The 17,672-nt window shown below is 33.6% G+C and carries 15 protein-coding genes; 2 read left to right on the forward strand and 13 right to left on the reverse strand.

The features are described 5' to 3' along the window. The first annotated feature begins 179 nt into the window (after positions 1–179). Both CO230_RS07495 and CO230_RS07500 read left to right on the forward strand, forming a co-directional pair. Positions 180–5,270: an Eco57I restriction-modification methylase domain-containing protein gene (locus CO230_RS07495; protein ID WP_122028927.1), complete on the forward strand. Its 5,091-nt coding sequence runs from the start codon at positions 180–182 to the stop codon at positions 5,268–5,270. Positions 5,271–5,662: 392 nt separating this feature from the next. Further along, the gene (locus CO230_RS07500; RefSeq protein ID WP_122028032.1) at positions 5,663–6,286 is read left to right on the forward strand and encodes a hypothetical protein; all 624 of its coding nucleotides are present in this window, start codon (positions 5,663–5,665) and stop codon (positions 6,284–6,286) included. 7 nt (positions 6,287–6,293) lie between these two features. Here the strand turns inward: CO230_RS07500 and CO230_RS07505 are convergent, their stop codons facing one another. From CO230_RS07505 to CO230_RS07565, 13 genes are all read right to left on the reverse strand, one after another. Further along, on the reverse strand, positions 6,294–6,974 hold the full coding sequence (locus tag CO230_RS07505; protein ID WP_122028033.1) for a hypothetical protein: 681 nt from the start codon (positions 6,972–6,974) through the stop codon (positions 6,294–6,296). Between the two features lie 5 nt (positions 6,975–6,979). After that, positions 6,980–7,246 (reverse strand): DUF3853 family protein, encoded by a 267-nt coding sequence (locus CO230_RS07510; RefSeq protein ID WP_122028034.1) that lies wholly within the window; start codon positions 7,244–7,246, stop codon positions 6,980–6,982. Between the two features lie 128 nt (positions 7,247–7,374). Continuing rightward, positions 7,375–8,016: an AAA family ATPase gene (locus CO230_RS07515; RefSeq protein ID WP_122028035.1), complete on the reverse strand. Its 642-nt coding sequence runs from the start codon at positions 8,014–8,016 to the stop codon at positions 7,375–7,377. A gap of 10 nt (positions 8,017–8,026) precedes the next feature. Further along, the gene (locus CO230_RS07520; RefSeq protein ID WP_122028036.1) at positions 8,027–8,950 is read right to left on the reverse strand and encodes a transcriptional regulator; all 924 of its coding nucleotides are present in this window, start codon (positions 8,948–8,950) and stop codon (positions 8,027–8,029) included. A gap of 8 nt (positions 8,951–8,958) precedes the next feature. Next, positions 8,959–9,216, reverse strand: a complete 258-nt coding sequence (locus CO230_RS07525; protein ID WP_122028037.1) for a helix-turn-helix domain-containing protein — start codon at positions 9,214–9,216, stop codon at positions 8,959–8,961. Positions 9,217–9,438: 222 nt separating this feature from the next. After that, a complete protein-coding gene (locus tag CO230_RS07530; RefSeq protein WP_122028038.1) occupies positions 9,439–10,098 on the reverse strand; it encodes a hypothetical protein in 660 nt (219 codons plus the stop codon). A gap of 23 nt (positions 10,099–10,121) precedes the next feature. Beyond that, on the reverse strand, positions 10,122–10,904 hold the full coding sequence (locus CO230_RS07535) for an RteC domain-containing protein (protein ID WP_317124746.1): 783 nt from the start codon (positions 10,902–10,904) through the stop codon (positions 10,122–10,124). A 145-nt stretch (positions 10,905–11,049) separates the two neighbouring features. After that, the gene (locus tag CO230_RS07540) at positions 11,050–11,349 is read right to left on the reverse strand and encodes a hypothetical protein (protein WP_122028040.1); all 300 of its coding nucleotides are present in this window, start codon (positions 11,347–11,349) and stop codon (positions 11,050–11,052) included. After that, positions 11,339–13,474, reverse strand: a complete 2,136-nt coding sequence (locus CO230_RS07545; protein WP_122028041.1) for a hypothetical protein — start codon at positions 13,472–13,474, stop codon at positions 11,339–11,341. Before CO230_RS07545 ends, CO230_RS07540 begins: the two co-directional genes overlap by 11 nt. A gap of 27 nt (positions 13,475–13,501) precedes the next feature. Next, the gene (locus tag CO230_RS07550; protein ID WP_122028042.1) at positions 13,502–15,712 is read right to left on the reverse strand and encodes a peptidase domain-containing ABC transporter; all 2,211 of its coding nucleotides are present in this window, start codon (positions 15,710–15,712) and stop codon (positions 13,502–13,504) included. Positions 15,713–15,871: 159 nt separating this feature from the next. After that, positions 15,872–16,975: a hypothetical protein gene (locus tag CO230_RS07555; RefSeq protein WP_162990002.1), complete on the reverse strand. Its 1,104-nt coding sequence runs from the start codon at positions 16,973–16,975 to the stop codon at positions 15,872–15,874. Next, on the reverse strand, positions 16,972–17,349 hold the full coding sequence (locus tag CO230_RS07560) for a hypothetical protein (protein WP_122028044.1): 378 nt from the start codon (positions 17,347–17,349) through the stop codon (positions 16,972–16,974). Before CO230_RS07560 ends, CO230_RS07555 begins: the two co-directional genes overlap by 4 nt. A 54-nt stretch (positions 17,350–17,403) precedes the next feature. Beyond that, complete coding sequence (locus CO230_RS07565; protein ID WP_122028045.1) at positions 17,404–17,592, reverse strand: hypothetical protein; 189 nt, start codon at positions 17,590–17,592, stop codon at positions 17,404–17,406. Positions 17,593–17,672 lie beyond the last annotated feature (80 nt).

Consider the following 17,672-nt stretch of genomic DNA (forward strand, 5'->3'; position numbering starts at 1 on the left):
AAGTATTGAACATCATTCCGCCTAACAACGAAACGCTCATCGACTACTTTGCAAGTCGGGGGATTTCTCGGGAGGTTCTTTTGGAAAACACCAAACAAGTTCATTATGAATCTAGCGGAAAATCCTATTTCGGATTGGGTATCGAAAACCTTTCCGGCGGTTTTGAATTGCGAAACCCGATGATAAAAAGCAAAATCGGGAAAAGCGACATTTCCGTGGTGGAAGGAACAAGAAAGGATGAAGTGATCGTTTTTGAGGGACCGACCGATTTGCTTTCTTTTCTGCAACTGCAGAAGGATAATCAGGTGAAGAACACCCGAACTTTGGTGGCGCTCAATTCTGTAGTAAATGCGGACAAATTCATCAACGCCTTCCAAGATTTTGAGGGGAAAATTTTTCTTTGTCTCGACGGAGACGAAGCAGGAAACTATGCCACGAAAAAAATCCTTTCCGAAATGAAAGACCTTAAAATAAAGGATGTTCGACTTCTTTACGGAATTTCGGAAACAGGACATAACGATTTGAGCGATTATCTGCAAAAGAAAGTGGAGAATCTGAAAAAAAGCCTTAATTTAGAATCTTTAAAACACAGCCATAATGGAAATCCTGAACCTCAATCCGAAACAATATCCCAAACTCTCCAATTGGCAGGAAGAACATCTGAACGAGACCTTGGAAAACCTGAGCAAATCAGCCAATCCGAGCAAGAAAACCATCAGCAGAGCGGACAAAAAATGGACGGCGAAAATGCTAGAGATGGATTTACAGGCGCAGTCGGGAGCCATCTTCGAGGAACAGGAAAAGTGGGAACACCCGCACTTGGAACACAACCAAAAAATGCTCAAGAAAATGCGGGAACAGAAAATTCCGTGGTCGGACGGTTATCCGAAATAGATGGCAAAACAGGAATTGCTGAATTAGACCGAATTTTAGACCAACATAGAGGTCAGAAACCGACTAACGAACAAGTTGCGGAAATCGTCTCCGCGACTTGTTTTGTTTCGGATGATAAGGAGGTTCATCTGAAAGAGCATCTGAACATTACCGACGAACTCAAAAATATTTGCCGTCAGTTCAAAAGTGGCGGAACCGCAAAGGAAGGTCGTGGAATTCTTGACGAATATTATACCGACACCAAAATCGTCGAAACCGTCCGAAATTTAATCAAAGACCATTTTTCGGGGAAGAACCATATTTCAGTGCTTGAACCGAGTGTTGGAACGGGAAATTTCATCAATGCCTCGAAAAATTTAAGCGAAAACACTTCCATCAATTCTTTTGAAATCAACGAGACTTCGGCGAAAATTACCAAAATCCTAAATCCTGAAACTACAGTAAATCTGCGTTCTTTCGAGACGGAATTTATCCTTGAGAACGGCACGAAGAAAAGTCCTGAAAATTTTTCGGAAAAATACGATTTGGTTCTCGGAAATCCACCTTATGGAGAACATCGTGGAATCTACAAAGGTTTGGGAGAGGAAAGCAAAATCTCAAAATATGAGGACTATTTTGTAAAGCGTTCGTTGGATTCTTTAAAACCAAACGGGATCTTGGCAATGGTGCTTCCTACGGGATGGATGAACCGGCAAAAAAAATTGAAATCCGCCGAATTGCTTGAAGCTTTCCGATTGCCTCTTGGTGCTTTTTCGGGAACGAAAATCGGAACGGACATTGTGATTCTGAAAAAGACTTCCGATAAATTGTCGCGGGATTATTCCGATTATTTCGAGAAAAATTCCGCCCATATTTTGGGAAGCATCAAGGAAAAAACCAACCGTTTCGGAAAACTTGAGAAATATGTTTCCGGAAGTTTGGAAGACGCTCTCGCTATTCTTGAGCAACTTCAAAACAACAAAAAGCAAGTCCGTATTGGAAATCTATTTGAAGACTTTTATGCAGAAAATTCACCGCCACCAAAACCTTTGCAAAAAACGGAAAGAGTTCCGGTCAAAAAAACGCAGGATGCAGAAGAAAAAAATGCAGAAGTTTTTGACCGAACTGCTCAAATCGATTTGGCGAAAACGAAAGTGGAAGACGTTTTGGCGCTCCTTTCCCACATCAAGTTTAAGTCTTCACTCGTTAATTCTGAGATTCTACGCTATGAAAAATTAAAGACTGAACTTTCAGAGAAACCCGAGAAATTTCACCAAAAACAGATTGAGCAACTGCTGAAAAAGGCGGAAATCATCATCAAATCTAGAAAGGATAGAAATTCGGAATATGAAATTCAGACGAAACCCGAAATCAAGAAGGGAATCCTGAAATATCAGTTTTTTAAGAATGATGAAATCGTAGATACGGCGCTTCAAAACTCTTCCAACATCAGTCCCGAACAAATTTCTGCTTTTCAGGATACGGAATATGACGGAACGCTCAACAACAGGGGAAAACATTACAAATTTGCCAACTATTTTGAAGGACGATGGATGCACGATTTTTATTATGCCGAAGGAAACATCTACGCGAAATTGGAGCAATTGGAACGGGATTTTGTCGATAAAAAAGCAGTCGGCGGAATGGAAAACCAATACGAAAAACAGAAGTCGCTCCTTGAAAGCGTTCTCCCAAAACCCAAAAATTTGGAGGACATCATCATCAGTCCAAACCACGAGTTTGTCCACCAATTTTCTATGGGAAAAGTGGAAAAAGAAAAATGGAATCCGAACACGAGACAAACCGAAACCGTGAAAGAAGACGCTTCTTTAGCGGAAACTTTTAAGGCATTTGTGAGTTCCTTGCCTGCTTCTGCATTTGCAGGTTCGTCGTCGTGGGAAGTGCGCAGTTTCGTGGACAATGAAAATGTGACCGGAAGCGACAAGGAAAGAAATGCGCTGATTCGGGAACGAAGAAAGGATGCCGCAAACGACCTTTTCACAAAATATGTGAGAGAGGAACTTTCCGAAGAAACCCGAAATCGCTTTGTGGCGGAATTCAACAAAAAATTCAACAATATCCACGTTCCGGATTATTCGCAGTTTCCATTGTTTTCAAAAATCAACAAAAATTTCAAGGGTGAACCGCTTTTCTTGACCGAAGTTCAGCGAGCAGGAGTCGGAAGATTAACCACGAAAGGTGTCGGACTTTTGGCGCACGAAGTGGGATTCGGGAAAACGCTTTCGGGAATTATCTCGATGCACGAAGCGATGCAGAGAGGAAATGCGAAACGACCTTTAATCGTGGTTCCCAATGCAAATATCTTGAAGCAATGGGTGGAAACCATTTTTGAATCCATTCCCGAAGCAAAGTTGAATATTTTGGGAAACTTGGGAAAAGATTACGATTTGTCAAATTTTGACAATAAAGACGGGGAAATTACTTTGGTGACTTACGAAGGTTTCAACAATATTGGTTTTTCAAGGGAGACGACGGAACAACTTGCTTCCAAGTTTTCCTACATCACGGAATCTGAATTAAAATCGGTGAAAAACAGCGAAAGAGATACGCAGATTGAGATTCAAAAAGAAAAAGAGGTGGAAGGAAAAATGAGGCGCGGAAAAATTTATGATTGGGAGGATTTCGGTTTCGACCACATCACTTTCGATGAAGTGCACAATGCCAATCACATCGTCGGGAAAGTGAGGATTGAGGACAGAAGATTTTCTTCGGATTTTAGAAATCAGAATCAGCGGACATCGGGGTTGGGAATCAATGCTTGGATGGCGTGTCAATACATTCAGGAAAAAAATAACGGCAGGAATGTTTCGCTTCTTTCGGCGACGCCTTTCACGAATAAGCCTTTGGAATACTACTCTATTTTGTCGCTTATCGCCAATAAAAGATTGGAGGAAAGCGGATATTTCAATGTGAACAACTTCTTTGAAACCTTTATGGAAGCCGACAACGAGATGGAAATCGGTGCGACAGGCGATGTAAAATTCAAATCGAATGTGCGAAGATTTAAGAATAATTCACTTTTTCAGCAATTGTTGTCGGAGTTTATTGATTTGAAGGGTGAAGAAGACAATCCCGAACTGACGCGACCTAACCGAATCAATAAAGAGTACAAAATTGAGCAAAATGATTTGACGAAGGAACAATTTGAAATTTTGAATGATTCTTTTTCGGAGAAGGAACCGGGAGCGATTCTAACTCATATCCTGAATGCGAGATTAATTGCGATTTCACCTTACCTTTCCATTCATTACGAAGATGAAAATCCCACCACAAAAGAATTTATCGAAAATTCACCGAAACTGAAACTGACGATGGATTTGATTTCCCAAAATAAAAAGGATGTTCCGAATGCAGGACAAATCATCTATTCCGAATTGGCGGTTGCAGAATTTCCGAAATTGAAGGAATATTTGGTTTCGGAAATCGGTTTTAAACCCAATGAAGTCGGAATTATTACGGGATCGACCACAAAAAATCAGCGGATTGACATTCAGAACGATTTTAATTCGGGGAAAATTAAGGTGATTATCGGAAGTGAGGCGATTCAGGAAGGAATGAATCTGCAGGAAAAAACTTCGGATATGTATCTGCTTTCCCTACCCTACAATTTTACTTCGCTTCGGCAAGTGGAAGGTCGCGCTTGGAGACAGGGAAACCAATGGGAAAATGTGCGCATCAATTATATGCTTACCAACGACAGCATCGATGTTTTTATGCTTCAAAAATTGCAGGCAAAACAGGCGAGATATCTTGAAGCGATGAAAAAGGGAGCAAATGTGGTAGATGTTTCCGATGTGAACACACAGGAACTGAAAACCGCCATCATCACTAAACCTGAAACTCGTGCGAACATCGAAATTGAACTTTTAAAGAAAAAACTGCAAAATGAAAAAGACCGATATTTCGCCGACCAATCTTTTGTCCTACGAAAATTTGAGGATTATACTAAAGTAAAAGAAAAGTTGGACTACGCCATCTCAAGTTTGAAAAGAGTAGAACAATGGGCGAAAGACGCAGGTGAAGACAGCACTTGGAATCGCCATATCTATAATTACGAAGACAATGTGAGCCGAGCAAAACAGGAACTGCAGGAAACCATCGACCATCTCGCAAAAAAAGGCGTGAATATCTCTGAAATTGAACTGCAAAACGAACTCACCGAAAAGAAAATTGCCGAATTTGAGGAGCAGATTGAGAAACTTCCCGAAGTTCAGTCTGCTTTGGTGTTGCAATATCAGAAGGAAAATAAGGAACGGTTGAGAAAGGTTTCTTTGGTGGATCATTTGGAGGAAAGGAAGGTGGAGAATGGGGTTTTGTACTTGAGAGAAAATAAAAATATGAAAATTGCGGAATCGGGTATGAAGTGGAATAGGTGACAAGTTGATAAAATAGTTTTGTTTATTTTTCGCCAATTCAGTAGCATTAATATTCAAAAAAAACATTTGAAGTTTAACATAAAAAATTAGACTTTAAATTCTTTTGTACAGATAATCTTAAGTTATTAATAGAGCTTACCACAATTTTTACTATTTGTGAATATTTTTTTTCTTTATATCTTTACTTCATATAAAATCTTAAAGTGTTTTGCTTTAAGTCCCTAACAGAAAACTGGTAATTTTTAAGACAACGGGACTGATAAGTAAGAACGCTCACGCCGTGGCGTGGGCGCTCTCTTATCCGTTGTCGGGTATACCAGTACCCCTGTTTGGGTAAGTGTAATGTCCTGCGCCATTTTTTGTAGGACTCCACGTATGAAAAAATACTGATAATGAGCACTATACCTGAAAGAAGCCCTGAAATTGACAATAGCATATTTACTGTTGGGAAATATAATGTCTCGGGAAAATCAATTATTAATCTTACAAATCGATTCTATCTAGATATTTCTAAAAAATTTCTGACCGACCAAGAGTTTGAGATAATGGAAAATATACTTCTGAAAGGATATTCTTTTCAATCTGTTTCATCCGAATTTGGAGTGTCAAAAGAGTCAATCCGATATATTTACAAAAAGACATTTTTTAAAATCAAATCAGTCTCAAATCTTGTATTGGAAATTAATGATTTAAAGGAAAAAAGAAATCAGCTTCGTGCAAATTATATTTTAGAATATAGACAGTTGATTAAAAGAAAAATCGGCGATGAAACGTCATTTGTCGACAAAAAAATTTCAGACAGTCATTTTCCTTTCAGTAGGAGATTGTGGAATATGTTTGAAAAATTGGATATCCATAAATTTAGCGATCTATTTGCAATCCCACTTGAAACTTTTCCAAAGTTTAGAGGTTTTAAAGGAAAATGTTTGCAAGAGTTTATTCAATTTATTGAATTCGAAAATCTTGAAGAAAAATTTGAGGGTGATTTCTTTTTTTTCAAAAGAAAATTTAAATAGATGATAATTAATTTGCAGGACGCTCTATTTTCGGAACCTGGTTTAGAGAGACAGTTTCTACTGGATTATTTTTGAGGAAAGGAATTGCATTCTTTAAAGAAAGTTTCCAATTGGTAATCGGTTTTCCCAAATTATTTTTCCAGCAGTTTTCCATCCAAGCATCGTATTTTTCTTTCAGCAAATTTTCTAGGTGGTCTTGGTAAAATTCAACTGTTTTTGCGAAAGCGAGAAATTCAGCAAAAGTTGGAATTTGAGATTGTAAATCCGAAATTTGAGATTGTGATAGTTGGTGAATAGAACTTCGTTTAATAGATTTCGGTTTTGTAAAATTAATTTCAGAAGAAACATTTTTTGATTTTGGTGGAACTTTCTTTTCACTTTTAAGTTCTTCCTTGGCTTCGTTGTTAATCAGACTTTTATTAGACTTAAAATCATAATACACTGAACCTCCTTTTGGAATTTCGTAATCTAAAAGTCCACTTGCTCTTAATTTATCCCTGCAAATTTTTACTGTATTTCTTCTAATGCCCAAGTCTTTGGAAATCTGAGAATCTGAAAGCGAAAAATTTTCTGTCTGAAGTTTTTCCATTTGCCAAATCAAATACAAATACATTGCGACACTAGTAATTCCTAATGTTTGATAATCATAGGTATTCCAAAAATTTTTAGCAAATTTTTCATATCTCATTTCAATCACCGATTACTTTCTGAAAAAAGTTGAAGTGCTTTTTCAACATCAATCACAATCACTTTTCCGTTTTGGATAATTGCGTCACCCAAAATCCCCGAAGCTTTAATGTTATAAGCTTTCGAACGGGAAACACCCAAAATTTTTGCCAAACCTTTTATTCCGTATTCGTAATTCCTTTCTTTGGTAATTTCTTTGTGAAGGTCTTTGAACTCTTCAATCGTAAGTTGCCATAGATATTTCTTGTTATCAATGCCGTCAGTTACCTTCATTATATTTCTATTATTTTTGAATATTTTACTAATATAATCGGTTAAAATAACTCTTCAAAAGAGGATTTTACAAGTTGTGTAATTTTTAAACAGGTTGTTAACAGATCATTCCAAATACCCTTAAACATTCATTTTCTCTTATCTTTTGATATTTCATCGTAACCAAAAAGGTTAAACATTTCACGCATTCTTGAGCGCAGGCGATTTCCATAAATGGATTCAATTTCACCAGCGGTAAGATTAGTGGTTATATGCGTAATCAATCCTTTTTCCTTGTACAAATCGTAACGAGTTAGCAGAATTTCCGCCATTACATTGCAATCGTTTCCGAAATATTTCGAGGTAGTTTCCGCTCCAAGATCGTCAAAGCAAATAGAACGCATTTGCCTTGTTTCATTGTAAAGGTTGCCACGAGAGTATTTTTCAATAGTTTCAAATCCCGTTTGCATAAATTCTGAAACAACCTGACGTGTTGCATAAACTCCAAAATTTTTTCTGTTTGAAGGAATTTTTTGCATTAATTTCAACAAAGTCGTTTTTCCACACCCAATTGGTCCTGTTAGGAGAATTCCTTTGCTTAAATCAATTTTCATTTCCTTTGCCACCAATTCATCTTCAAGGAACCAAGCCAAAATTCCAAAGATAATTCCCTGTTCATTTTTGGGAATTTGAAATTTTTTGCCGAGATGTTTTTCAGCAGTTTCGATGAGGAAGGAAACCACTTTTTTGTAATCATAAGACATCTCGATTTCTCTTGTCGGAAGTTGCATTGCGAAATTTTTATAGTTTTTCTTGATAAGATTTCTGTACGGTAGCGTTTAGGTGGTGTGGTTGAGGAATCCTACCGAAATTTGGAATCGAAATTTTTGATTTTTCTGTGGTGGAAAAATTATACTTTTTGCAATTCAAAAGCCATTTTCTTGCGCCTGCTTGCCAATTTTTCATTGGCGAGTTTCCGCCGACAAGCCAACCGTTGCTTTCGTAATGATTGAAAAATTTTTCGGCTTCCCATTTTGTGGAATCTTTTTCTTCAAAATACATTTGCACTTCAAAAAATTCAGGTGGGATTTTTGAACCCTGCTTTTCAATTTTGATTTTTACTGACTTTTTATCTAACAATTTTTTTTGAGGTTGCGCTAACTCTTCCTCTGTTTTATAGTTTGTATTGTTTGATATGTTTGTAGAAGGTATCAATTCTTGTTCAAAACCTGTATCGATTTTGATATTGTAGTTGTTCATCACTTGTTCACTACCTGTTCGATTTTTGATGTGGTTCTTGTTCAGTTTTTGATACGCTACCTGTTCAATTTCTGATACGGTTTGGCTAAGTTTTTCACTACTCGCAGACTTTCTGATATGGTTAGATTTAGAGATTTGTTCATTTTCTGATTTGGCTAAATCGTAGTCATCTGAATCATCAAATTCAAATAAATTTACAGTGCTCCCTTTGTAGGGATTGAAAGAGGGTATATATTCAATATAGCCGAATTCCTGCAATTCTTTGATGCATTTGTGGTAAGTTCCGTAAGCCGAAATCTTACTTAACTTCATCATTTCGTTTCGCGAAATACTGATGGGATTTCGAAAATGATTGACGTTCCAAAATTGAAATAATGCAATATAAAGACTGATGTGAGTAGGGTTTAGGCGCTCATCTTCTTGGATTTTGTCGAAGAAACCCGTTAAATGCCGAATATAATTCATTTCAAAAATTATTTTTTATTCAACATTTTTTCGATGTCTTCGTAATTGTAATAAAGTGTTCCGCCCACTTTCGAAAACCTTAAAGTTCCATTAATGCGCAAAGTTTGTAGAGTGCCAGATGAAATTTTCAGAAGTTCTTTCACTTCTGAGGATTTGAGCCACAATTTCTGCTCGGTTGTTTTGAAATGAAACAACCCTTTAATTTCTTGTAAGAGTTCTGATTTGAAATTTTGAAGGTCTTCTTTTGTCAATACTTCGAGTGCCATAATTAGTATAATTTTGATTATGGCGACAAAGTTTATGCTTTTCTATGGTGTTTTATCACAAGATAAACCGAAGTTGTGAATGATTTTTTATTAAAAAAAAGTCTTAAAAAGTCACTAATAATTATGCATTTTTATCCCTTATAACTTATGAAATAAAAAATCACAAGCCCTTGCAACTTGTGATTACTAATAGTGTGAAGTTTCTAATATTATAAAAATATTCTACCAACTAAATTCTTTAATAAACCCGAAACCTTTCTTTAAATATGAGATAGGTATTTTGTAGCAATCTTCATTATTTGTTGGTTCTATTTTTAATTTATTTTTGTTTTCATTAATCATATCAATGGAAACAAAATTTGGTTCCTCGATAATACCGCCGTCTTTTGAACGTTCGTAAATTGCCAAAATAATTGGCGTTTGGGAACTTTCTTGCATATTGGTATGCTTCAGTATATCTTGAACATTAAAATAAAAAACTTTTGGATTTTTGTCTGGATAAAATCTCTTACATTTTACTTCGATTTCCAGATTTCGATAGTTTCTAACAAGAAAATCTCCTCTTTTATAACGAGTAGAAGTTTTATCAAGCTTATAATTAGCAAAACTATCTACATCTTGGTTAATTTCTTCCAACATTAAACTTTCCCTCCTTGTCTGTTCTTTAAAAAGTTGTTGAGCTTTCATTCCTGCTCGGAAGTCCAGGTTGCAATAATCTTTGTATTTTTCTGAATCTCCAACGCGCACTGGTTTCCAGTTTTCTTCGCCTTGATAGATAATTGTGTCCTCCTTAATCTTATCAGAAAATGCAAGCTCTTTTTCAGTACGAATATATTCATGCTCAAGAACTCCATTCTTTAAATTAACAATGTGAAATCCCATATTTTTTATTTTTATAATTTATTTTAATTTTCATCTGCATCGTCCATTCGCTTTATCAGAGTTTCTTTCAGATTATCTAGAAATTTTGTTTTGGAAGATTTACGTATTCTAATTTCAAGGAAAACTCTATGAAACTGTCCTAGATCGATATTGAACATTTTCTCAAAACTTTCTGCAACTTCTTTCAGTTCCAAAGCGCCATTGTTAAAAACTCCTTCAGCATGTAAAGCATAAAGCAATTCAATTAGTGAAACTTTTGGTGCTGTCCATTTTAATCCTGAATGAAGCAATGGTTTTTCATCTTTACAATAATTTTTATAAAGGTTTGACAATTCATTTTCTAAATATACCTGTAGTTGGTCGTTCGCAATAATTTTCGCAACCTTATAGTCGTGAGAGGTTGTAAAAGTGTGATCGGATTCGAAAAAATATGTGTCTAAACTTAATTTTATATCGTATTTTCCACGTAAAAAATAATGATTATCTAAATAGTTGCTTCCTGTTCGATAATATTTGTAAAATTCTAAATTATTCTCAAAGTAGTTCTTGAGTTTGGCTAATTCTGCCTCATAATATTTCCTTATTATCTTCTCACCACCATTTGGTTTTTTAGTTTCAATTCGAAAAATTGAATTATGATAAATTAACTTAGAAAGAATCCTCGGTTTTACATTTTTGAAAAAGTTGATTTCTTCATCAACATTTTGGAATGGGTTTTTGAGAACGTAGTTCTTTAGTTTCGAGAGTGAATCCAAACTCAACTTGATGGCTAGCTCGGAAAATACGATAGGATTATCTATTTCCATAGATAGTTCCCGGATGTTCTCCTGTAGCGTTTCAATTATATTTACAAAATATTCTTGCATTTAATATTGATAAGCAAAGCAAAAATATTATTGAAATATCGTAATCTAAAACCTTACAGGTCGTGATTTATAAATTAGGACAAGTTTATTCTTCATTTGTATCTAAAAGTTCATAATCTACCAATTCGTTATAGACGGTTTCCATTTCAGAATTTAGTTGTTTAATGTATTCATCGCAAATGTGAAAGTACATATCATCTTTTTTTTCATCTTCCAGTTCAAATTTTAAGAGACCTTTTTTAAGTTCTTTTATTAAATTATTAAAAATTGCTTTGACAGAATTTGGATTATCCTCTGTTAGAATTATTTCCAAAGGAGTGTCTAAATTAAGAATTAAGGAGGTTGCTGTTGCCTCTCGTTTGATATTTGCTGTTTTAGTTTCCATATATTTTTCCTCTTTCTCCGAAGGCTTCTTTACCTCCTTCTAATGTTTTCATACTTATTTCTTTCCAATCTAATTCATCATGAATTCCGTAAATACATTTCAATTTATTAGAAAACGGATTTCCTGTTAATGTGTAATATTGTCCTTGGTCGTGAAGCCTATATATCGAGTTGTAGGGCAAAGTTCTCACTGCAATGTTTGCGTCATGAGTCGCAATTATCACTTTTTTACCGAGCAGTGCTTTTTCCCTCAACAAAGGTACAATTACATCATTTATATAATCATTTCCTAAACTTTTTTCTGGTTCATCAATCAAGTAAATTTCCTTGTCCTCGCTTAATTCTTTATGCAATAAGATCATCGAAGACTCTCCATTAGAAGGACTATAAGACTCATTATTCAGAATGAAATGTTTGTATTTCAAAAGTAAATCACTTACTGAATTAATTGTTTCAATACCATCGATCGCATTCAATTCTGTAATTTTCTCGAATAAATTATTATTATATAAAGATCTCTGTATCGCTATTATTGATTTTGCGAAATCTTTTTGAGGTGTTTTTCTACCTTGCTTTACTGGAGTATAAGCACTATCAGTAATATTGCCATCTTGAATTTTAAGATTTGTTTTGCAAAAAATTTCACCTTTCTCTCCTAGGCTTCCAGCGTATTCTTCAATCGGTTCAATTTGTTTACTAATATTTTGAAGAATTTTTTTTATAGTTTTTTCAATTTTTATACGATTACTTGCGTATTCTGCAAATCCAGTTTTTGCAGGTTTTTGAGGTTGACCCGTTTTTTTTGCAATTTCTGTACTAAAAAGATTAATTATTTGATTTAGCATTTTTACACTTGTTTTCTCAATGAATTTATCTTCTGTATGTTTTTTCAATGAAAACAAAATTTTATTCAAAACTCCAATTAATTCCTTAAGCAGTTCCAAATCAATATAATCTTTTAAATTGTCGTTATCTCTAATATAAGTAAGGAAATCATTAAATTTTTGCGAAATCGTATTTAACTCACTTAATTTGCGAGATATTATAGTATCATCTTGCAGAATGGTGTCCTTAATTTTTAGATTTTTTGAAATTTTATTTGTTTGCTCTAAAGCGAAATGTTGTTTGTATTTTGAAATACTCGTAATATCTTCTTCACTTACTTGCTTAATAAACTGGATTTCTTCTTCGCATTCATCTATATTCAATGTAGAAAAATCGATATTAGCTGAACCTCGTAAATCAAATGCCTCGTTTAGATGTTGGTCATTGGATTTATAAACATTTGTTTTGTAACCTAAATCATTGTAATATTTTGACAAATTATCCAAAATTTCTGTCTTTCCAGTTCCTTTCGAACCAAACAAAATATTGATATCATTGAAAATTTCTAAAGATATCTTATCGGCTACTGTAAAAGGAACAAGTTCTACATTTTCTTTTGTTTTGCTATTGAGAAGTGTATTTATTGTTGCTTCATCTTTTTCAAGTAGTAAAGTAAATTGTTCAAAACTTTCGACCGGGAGCCTAAGTTCTGGCAAATTTTCACTTTCTTTAATGTAGCTATCCCAATCATGAACATCAGAACCGTAAATAGAATTATGACCATGACTAATATAGATACCCGCAGAAATAGAATTTGTCGCTTCTTTTATAATTCTCTTTTTATTTGCAATTTGATTTCCTAAAAGTTCTAGTTCTTCATCTCCAATATTTGGTTTTTTTACAAGATAATGGGCAACATAAACGCAATCCAAATCATCAAATGAATCTACCATTTCCTTTATTGAGCACGTAAAAGTATCTACATTTTTTTCGGCAATCAACGCTTTAACTCTTTTATCAAATTCCTCGTGGTTTATAGGATTGCAAATTACAATAAGGTGACCCCTTTTATCATTCTCAAAAACATCGAGTTCAATACCTGGCCATAATTGGCAATGATCTTTGACTCCCTCCCTGAACACTTCATATTGTGTTATATCAAAGTGGTTATGGTTTGTAATTGCCATAATCTTTACATCGGTATTCTTCATTATTTCAATGAATTTTTCCGCTTCAATATTTCTTGAAGGTGCGTCGCCTGTTTTTATTTTTCGAGTATGAACATGAATATCGATTTTCATATTACTTTTATTTTTAATAAAGATATTTTAATTACCTAATTCCAGTTGATTTTTAACCAGATTAAAATAGTCTGCTTTTTTGCTTACCAATTCTTGGTGGTTTCCCTGCTCAACTATTTGACCATTTTTAAGTACAATAATTTGATCTGCATTTTTTACTGTAGAAAGTCTGTGTGCCACTATTATCACCGTTTTTCCTTTAAAGAAAGATTGTAAATTATCATGAATAATTTTTTCATTTTCTGCGTCTAAAGCCGATGTTGCTTCGTCAAATAAAATGAAGTGAGGATTTTTATAAACTGCCCTTGCAATAAGAATTCTTTGTTTTTGCCCACCTGAAATACCGTTTCCTGAAGCACCAATTTTCGTGTTAAGTCCTAGAGGAAGTTCTTCCACAAAAGACTTGATATTTGCAGTTTCTAAAGCTTTATTTAGTTTTTCATAATTAATAATTTCATCACTTGTGGCAATATTTCGCTCAATTGTATCAGAAAAAATAAAACCGTCCTGCATAACTACACCGCAATTCTTTCTAAGATCTGTTGGAGAAACTTCATTTATATTGAGATGATTAAATTTTATCTTACCTTCTATTGGTTCATAGAATTTCAAAAGCATTTTTATCAACGTGGTTTTACCGCTGCCGCTAGCTCCAACAATAGCAGTAATTTTTCCTTCCGGAATAAATAAATTGATACCTTTTAAAACACACGGAGATTGAGGTCCTTCATATTGAAAAGAAACATTCTTAAAATAAATTCCTTTCTCTATTCCATTATTTTCTGTATATTTTTTGCTAAGTAGCGGCACTTGATTTTCGTGTTCTTCTTCAGGATTATTTTGCACTTCGTTTAGTCGTGCTAAACTCAATTTTGCATCCTGTAATGATCTAAAAAAATTAATGAGTTGGCTAACAGGAGAATTCATCTGACCAATGATGTATGATACACTTAAAAGTGCCCCCAACGTCATATTTCCTTTTATTACAAAATAGGCAGAGAGAAAAGTCACAATAATGTTTTTGAGCTGATTAATGAATTCAAATCCAGAGAGTTGGATTTGATCCAATTTGAGAATGCGAATATTGATTTTAAAAAGCTTTTGCTGGATTTGCTCCCATTCTTGACGCTTAAAATCTTCAAATTGATTGAGCTTCATTTCTGAAACACCGCTAATAATCTCATATATTGAGTCTTGATTGGCACTTCTTTGTAAAAAATGATAGTAATCAAGAATTTTACGCTTTTTAAGCCAGTATAATGACCACATAACTGAAGCAATTGTCAGAAGTGTATAAACAGCAAGGACAAAAAAATTATAATACCAAAGAACTCCAAAAAATACTGAAAAACTAACTATAGAAAAAAAAGTAACTAGACTCTGTGAAGTTAGAAAATTTTCTATCCTTTCATGATCTTGAATACGTTGGTTAAAATCTCCAATTAATTTTGTCTCAAAAAATTTTATTGGAAGCCTTAAGAGTTTTTTAAGAAAATCTGAAATGATCTGGATATTAATTTTTGTTCCTACAATAAGCATTATCCAGTTGCGGAAAATATTGATAACAATGTTGCCAAAGAAAAAAGACAGTTGTGCAAGTAAGATGTATGTTATTAGTGATAAATTTTTTTTTAAAACACCATCATCAATAAGTCTTTGAGTTAAGATTGGAAATATTAAAGTTAATACTGTTCCAAGCATCAATAAGAAAAACATTTGTACCATTTTTATCTTGTGGGGCTTCAAATATTTCATCAAATATTTAACCGACAATTCTTCAATTATAGGAGGTTTTTTTTTGAAAAACTCTTCAGTAGGCTTTAATATCAATGCAATTCCTTTTTCATTCTCCGAATCAGAATACCATGATTTTTTAAACTTTTCTCCTGATAATGAAATAAATCCGTGAGCTGGATCCGCTATTCTATATTTTTTTTCTTTTGAAATTAAACTATTTGAAATATCGTACAGTACTACAAAATGGTTTTGATTCCAATGCAAAATTGCAGGTAAAACATCTTTTTTAATATTTTCTATTGACATTTTTAGTGCAAAACTATCAAGACCAATTTTTTCTGAAGCTTCACTTATACCCAATAATGATACTCCATCCCTAGTAATAAAACTATTGTCTCTCAAATATTGTAGACCATACTCTATACCATAATGAGATGTTATCATTGCCAAACAGGCTGGACCACAGTCCATTTGGTCATATTGGGGATAAAATTTAAGCATATTTTACTGTGATAATATGGTTTTCAAATAAAACATCAATAATATATCTTTTGACTTGTTCAGCCCAAGAACTATCTAACGTAGTGAAAACAGCTTCTTTGTTTAATTCATTGCCTTTATTTAATTTTTCAACTAAATCAGTAATTGTATTATTATTAATTAAACTAATTTTTTTCCTCGAATGAATAAATGAAGTTGATTATCTATATAAAAAAGAATTTTAAAAGGATCAACAATTTTAATAGTAAAATCTTTATTATGATCTACCTTATGTTCTTTTGGAAAAGGAGGCTCCCAAAAACCAGCATTACTGTATAAGGCCATTTTATAATCACGATATGTATCTTCTAACATACTTAAAAAGTCTCTATTATTAAAATCGCTATGAAAAAGTTTTTTAATATCCGCAAAATTTTCCAAATTTTCCGGTGGAGAAACATCCATAGGAAGTATTTCGAAACTTTCCTCTAAACTATTTATAAGCAAATTGTCTATGATTTTCTTAGATAGGGAGCTTTCAGTATGATTATTAAACCATAACGTTAGTCCTATTGATAGCTCATCTGATTTTCCAACATGATATTCTCCGTAAGGCATAAAATAAATATCTCCATCTTTGAAATCAAAAACATTGGCATGGTCTAAGATTTCTTCAATGTTTGTATTATTAAATCTATACTCCGGTTCAACAATTTTTTCATAAGTTTCAACATCCCATGTATACATAGTTTTCCCTCCCTTACCTAAATGAAAATGCATAACATTTTCACCTAGCCCGTCTGTATGAATTCCTAAAGGTGTCCAGCCATAGTTTCCAATAAATATCGTAAATGTTACGCCAAGTCGTGGTATACCAAATTTTTCAGTTAAAGGTTTTATTTTTATCGCAATTTTTTCGACCAACAATGGATTAAATTTTTCTCCTCTGTTTATAATAATTCCAAACTTTTTTCCCTCAAAAGCTCTTTCGGTCCATTCTTCAAATGTTTCACTAATATTTGGAGTATAGTTTTCAAAAAAATTTATTAACTCTTTTGAAGCAACATTTTTACCTTCAATATATAGACGAAATCCATATTCGGGAACTTTATTGATGCTGATTAATCTTATTATTTTCATGACGTCTTCTCTCATGCTCTTAGTTTCGTTTGGTAGCATGCAATTATGGAAAACATTTGTAGTTGTTAGCATATTTGTATTTGCTAAAAAGTTATCCCACCATTTTGAATCAAAAGCATTATGAATCATATCTATTTCCATCACTCTATTATTGATTTAAAAAAATGTTTAATTTTAGTTTGAATTTCATTAAATTCTTCTTTAGAATTATGTGTTTGCTTTAACTTTAAATCAATCTTGGTTGAATTATTTATTTCATTAATAATAAAATAAAGATTCTGATTATCTAAAGTATATGTGTTATCTTCAATTTTTGGGAAAGTATTTTTCAATTTTTTTATTACATCAATCTTGGAAGATTCCCCGTACGCAAGTGAGATAGCTATTGCATCGCTTGTTTCACTATAAGAATATGTTATGCCTGTTTTTGTTACATTAGCAACCGCAATAGGCAACGACTGACTGAATATGTTCGTGCTCATTGAATAAAATATTATAATTAAAAGTATTTTTTTCATATTTAGATTTTAGGATTTAAAACCTTGAGGAATTAACCTCAAGGTATAACCAATTTACACAAAAACAGTAACAGGTGGTTGCGGCGTTTGCGGTGGCTGCGGAGAATCACTTTGCTGTTGCTGCTGCTGTTGCTGCTGTTGCTGTTGCTGTTGTTGATAGCCTCCTTTGATCATTCTTTTTTCAAGAGGAGACAAAACCTGAACTCCAAGGAATTCAGCTGGATCAAATGTTTTCTTTTCCATCTTAAATAATTTAGAAAAGTTAAAATTCAGTTTTTGCTTTAAAGAAAGCGATATTTAAACATATTAAATCTGTATTGCGC

The organism is Chryseobacterium sp. 6424, assembly GCF_003692615.1.
Classification (GTDB): domain Bacteria; phylum Bacteroidota; class Bacteroidia; order Flavobacteriales; family Weeksellaceae; genus Kaistella.

Coding starts and splice junctions, on each gene's coding strand:
- CO230_RS07535 (WP_317124746.1), bottom strand. CDS start 10,904: ATGGAAATAGATAATCCTATCGTATTTTCCGAGCTAGCCATCAAGTTG.
- CO230_RS07515 (WP_122028035.1), bottom strand. CDS start 8,016: ATGCAACTTCCGACAAGAGAAATCGAGATGTCTTATGATTACAAAAAA.
- CO230_RS07525 (WP_122028037.1), bottom strand. CDS start 9,216: ATGGCACTCGAAGTATTGACAAAAGAAGACCTTCAAAATTTCAAATCA.
- CO230_RS07540 (WP_122028040.1), bottom strand. CDS start 11,349: ATGGAAACTAAAACAGCAAATATCAAACGAGAGGCAACAGCAACCTCC.
- CO230_RS07505 (WP_122028033.1), bottom strand. CDS start 6,974: ATGAGATATGAAAAATTTGCTAAAAATTTTTGGAATACCTATGATTAT.
- CO230_RS07530 (WP_122028038.1), bottom strand. CDS start 10,098: ATGGGATTTCACATTGTTAATTTAAAGAATGGAGTTCTTGAGCATGAA.
- CO230_RS07520 (WP_122028036.1), bottom strand. CDS start 8,950: ATGAATTATATTCGGCATTTAACGGGTTTCTTCGACAAAATCCAAGAA.
- CO230_RS07510 (WP_122028034.1), bottom strand. CDS start 7,246: ATGAAGGTAACTGACGGCATTGATAACAAGAAATATCTATGGCAACTT.
- CO230_RS07550 (WP_122028042.1), bottom strand. CDS start 15,712: ATGCTTAAATTTTATCCCCAATATGACCAAATGGACTGTGGTCCAGCC.
- CO230_RS07500 (WP_122028032.1), top strand. CDS start 5,663: ATGAGCACTATACCTGAAAGAAGCCCTGAAATTGACAATAGCATATTT.
- CO230_RS07495 (WP_122028927.1), top strand. CDS start 180: ATGATAAAAAGCAAAATCGGGAAAAGCGACATTTCCGTGGTGGAAGGA.
- CO230_RS07560 (WP_122028044.1), bottom strand. CDS start 17,349: ATGAAAAAAATACTTTTAATTATAATATTTTATTCAATGAGCACGAAC.
- CO230_RS07545 (WP_122028041.1), bottom strand. CDS start 13,474: ATGAAAATCGATATTCATGTTCATACTCGAAAAATAAAAACAGGCGAC.
- CO230_RS07565 (WP_122028045.1), bottom strand. CDS start 17,592: ATGGAAAAGAAAACATTTGATCCAGCTGAATTCCTTGGAGTTCAGGTT.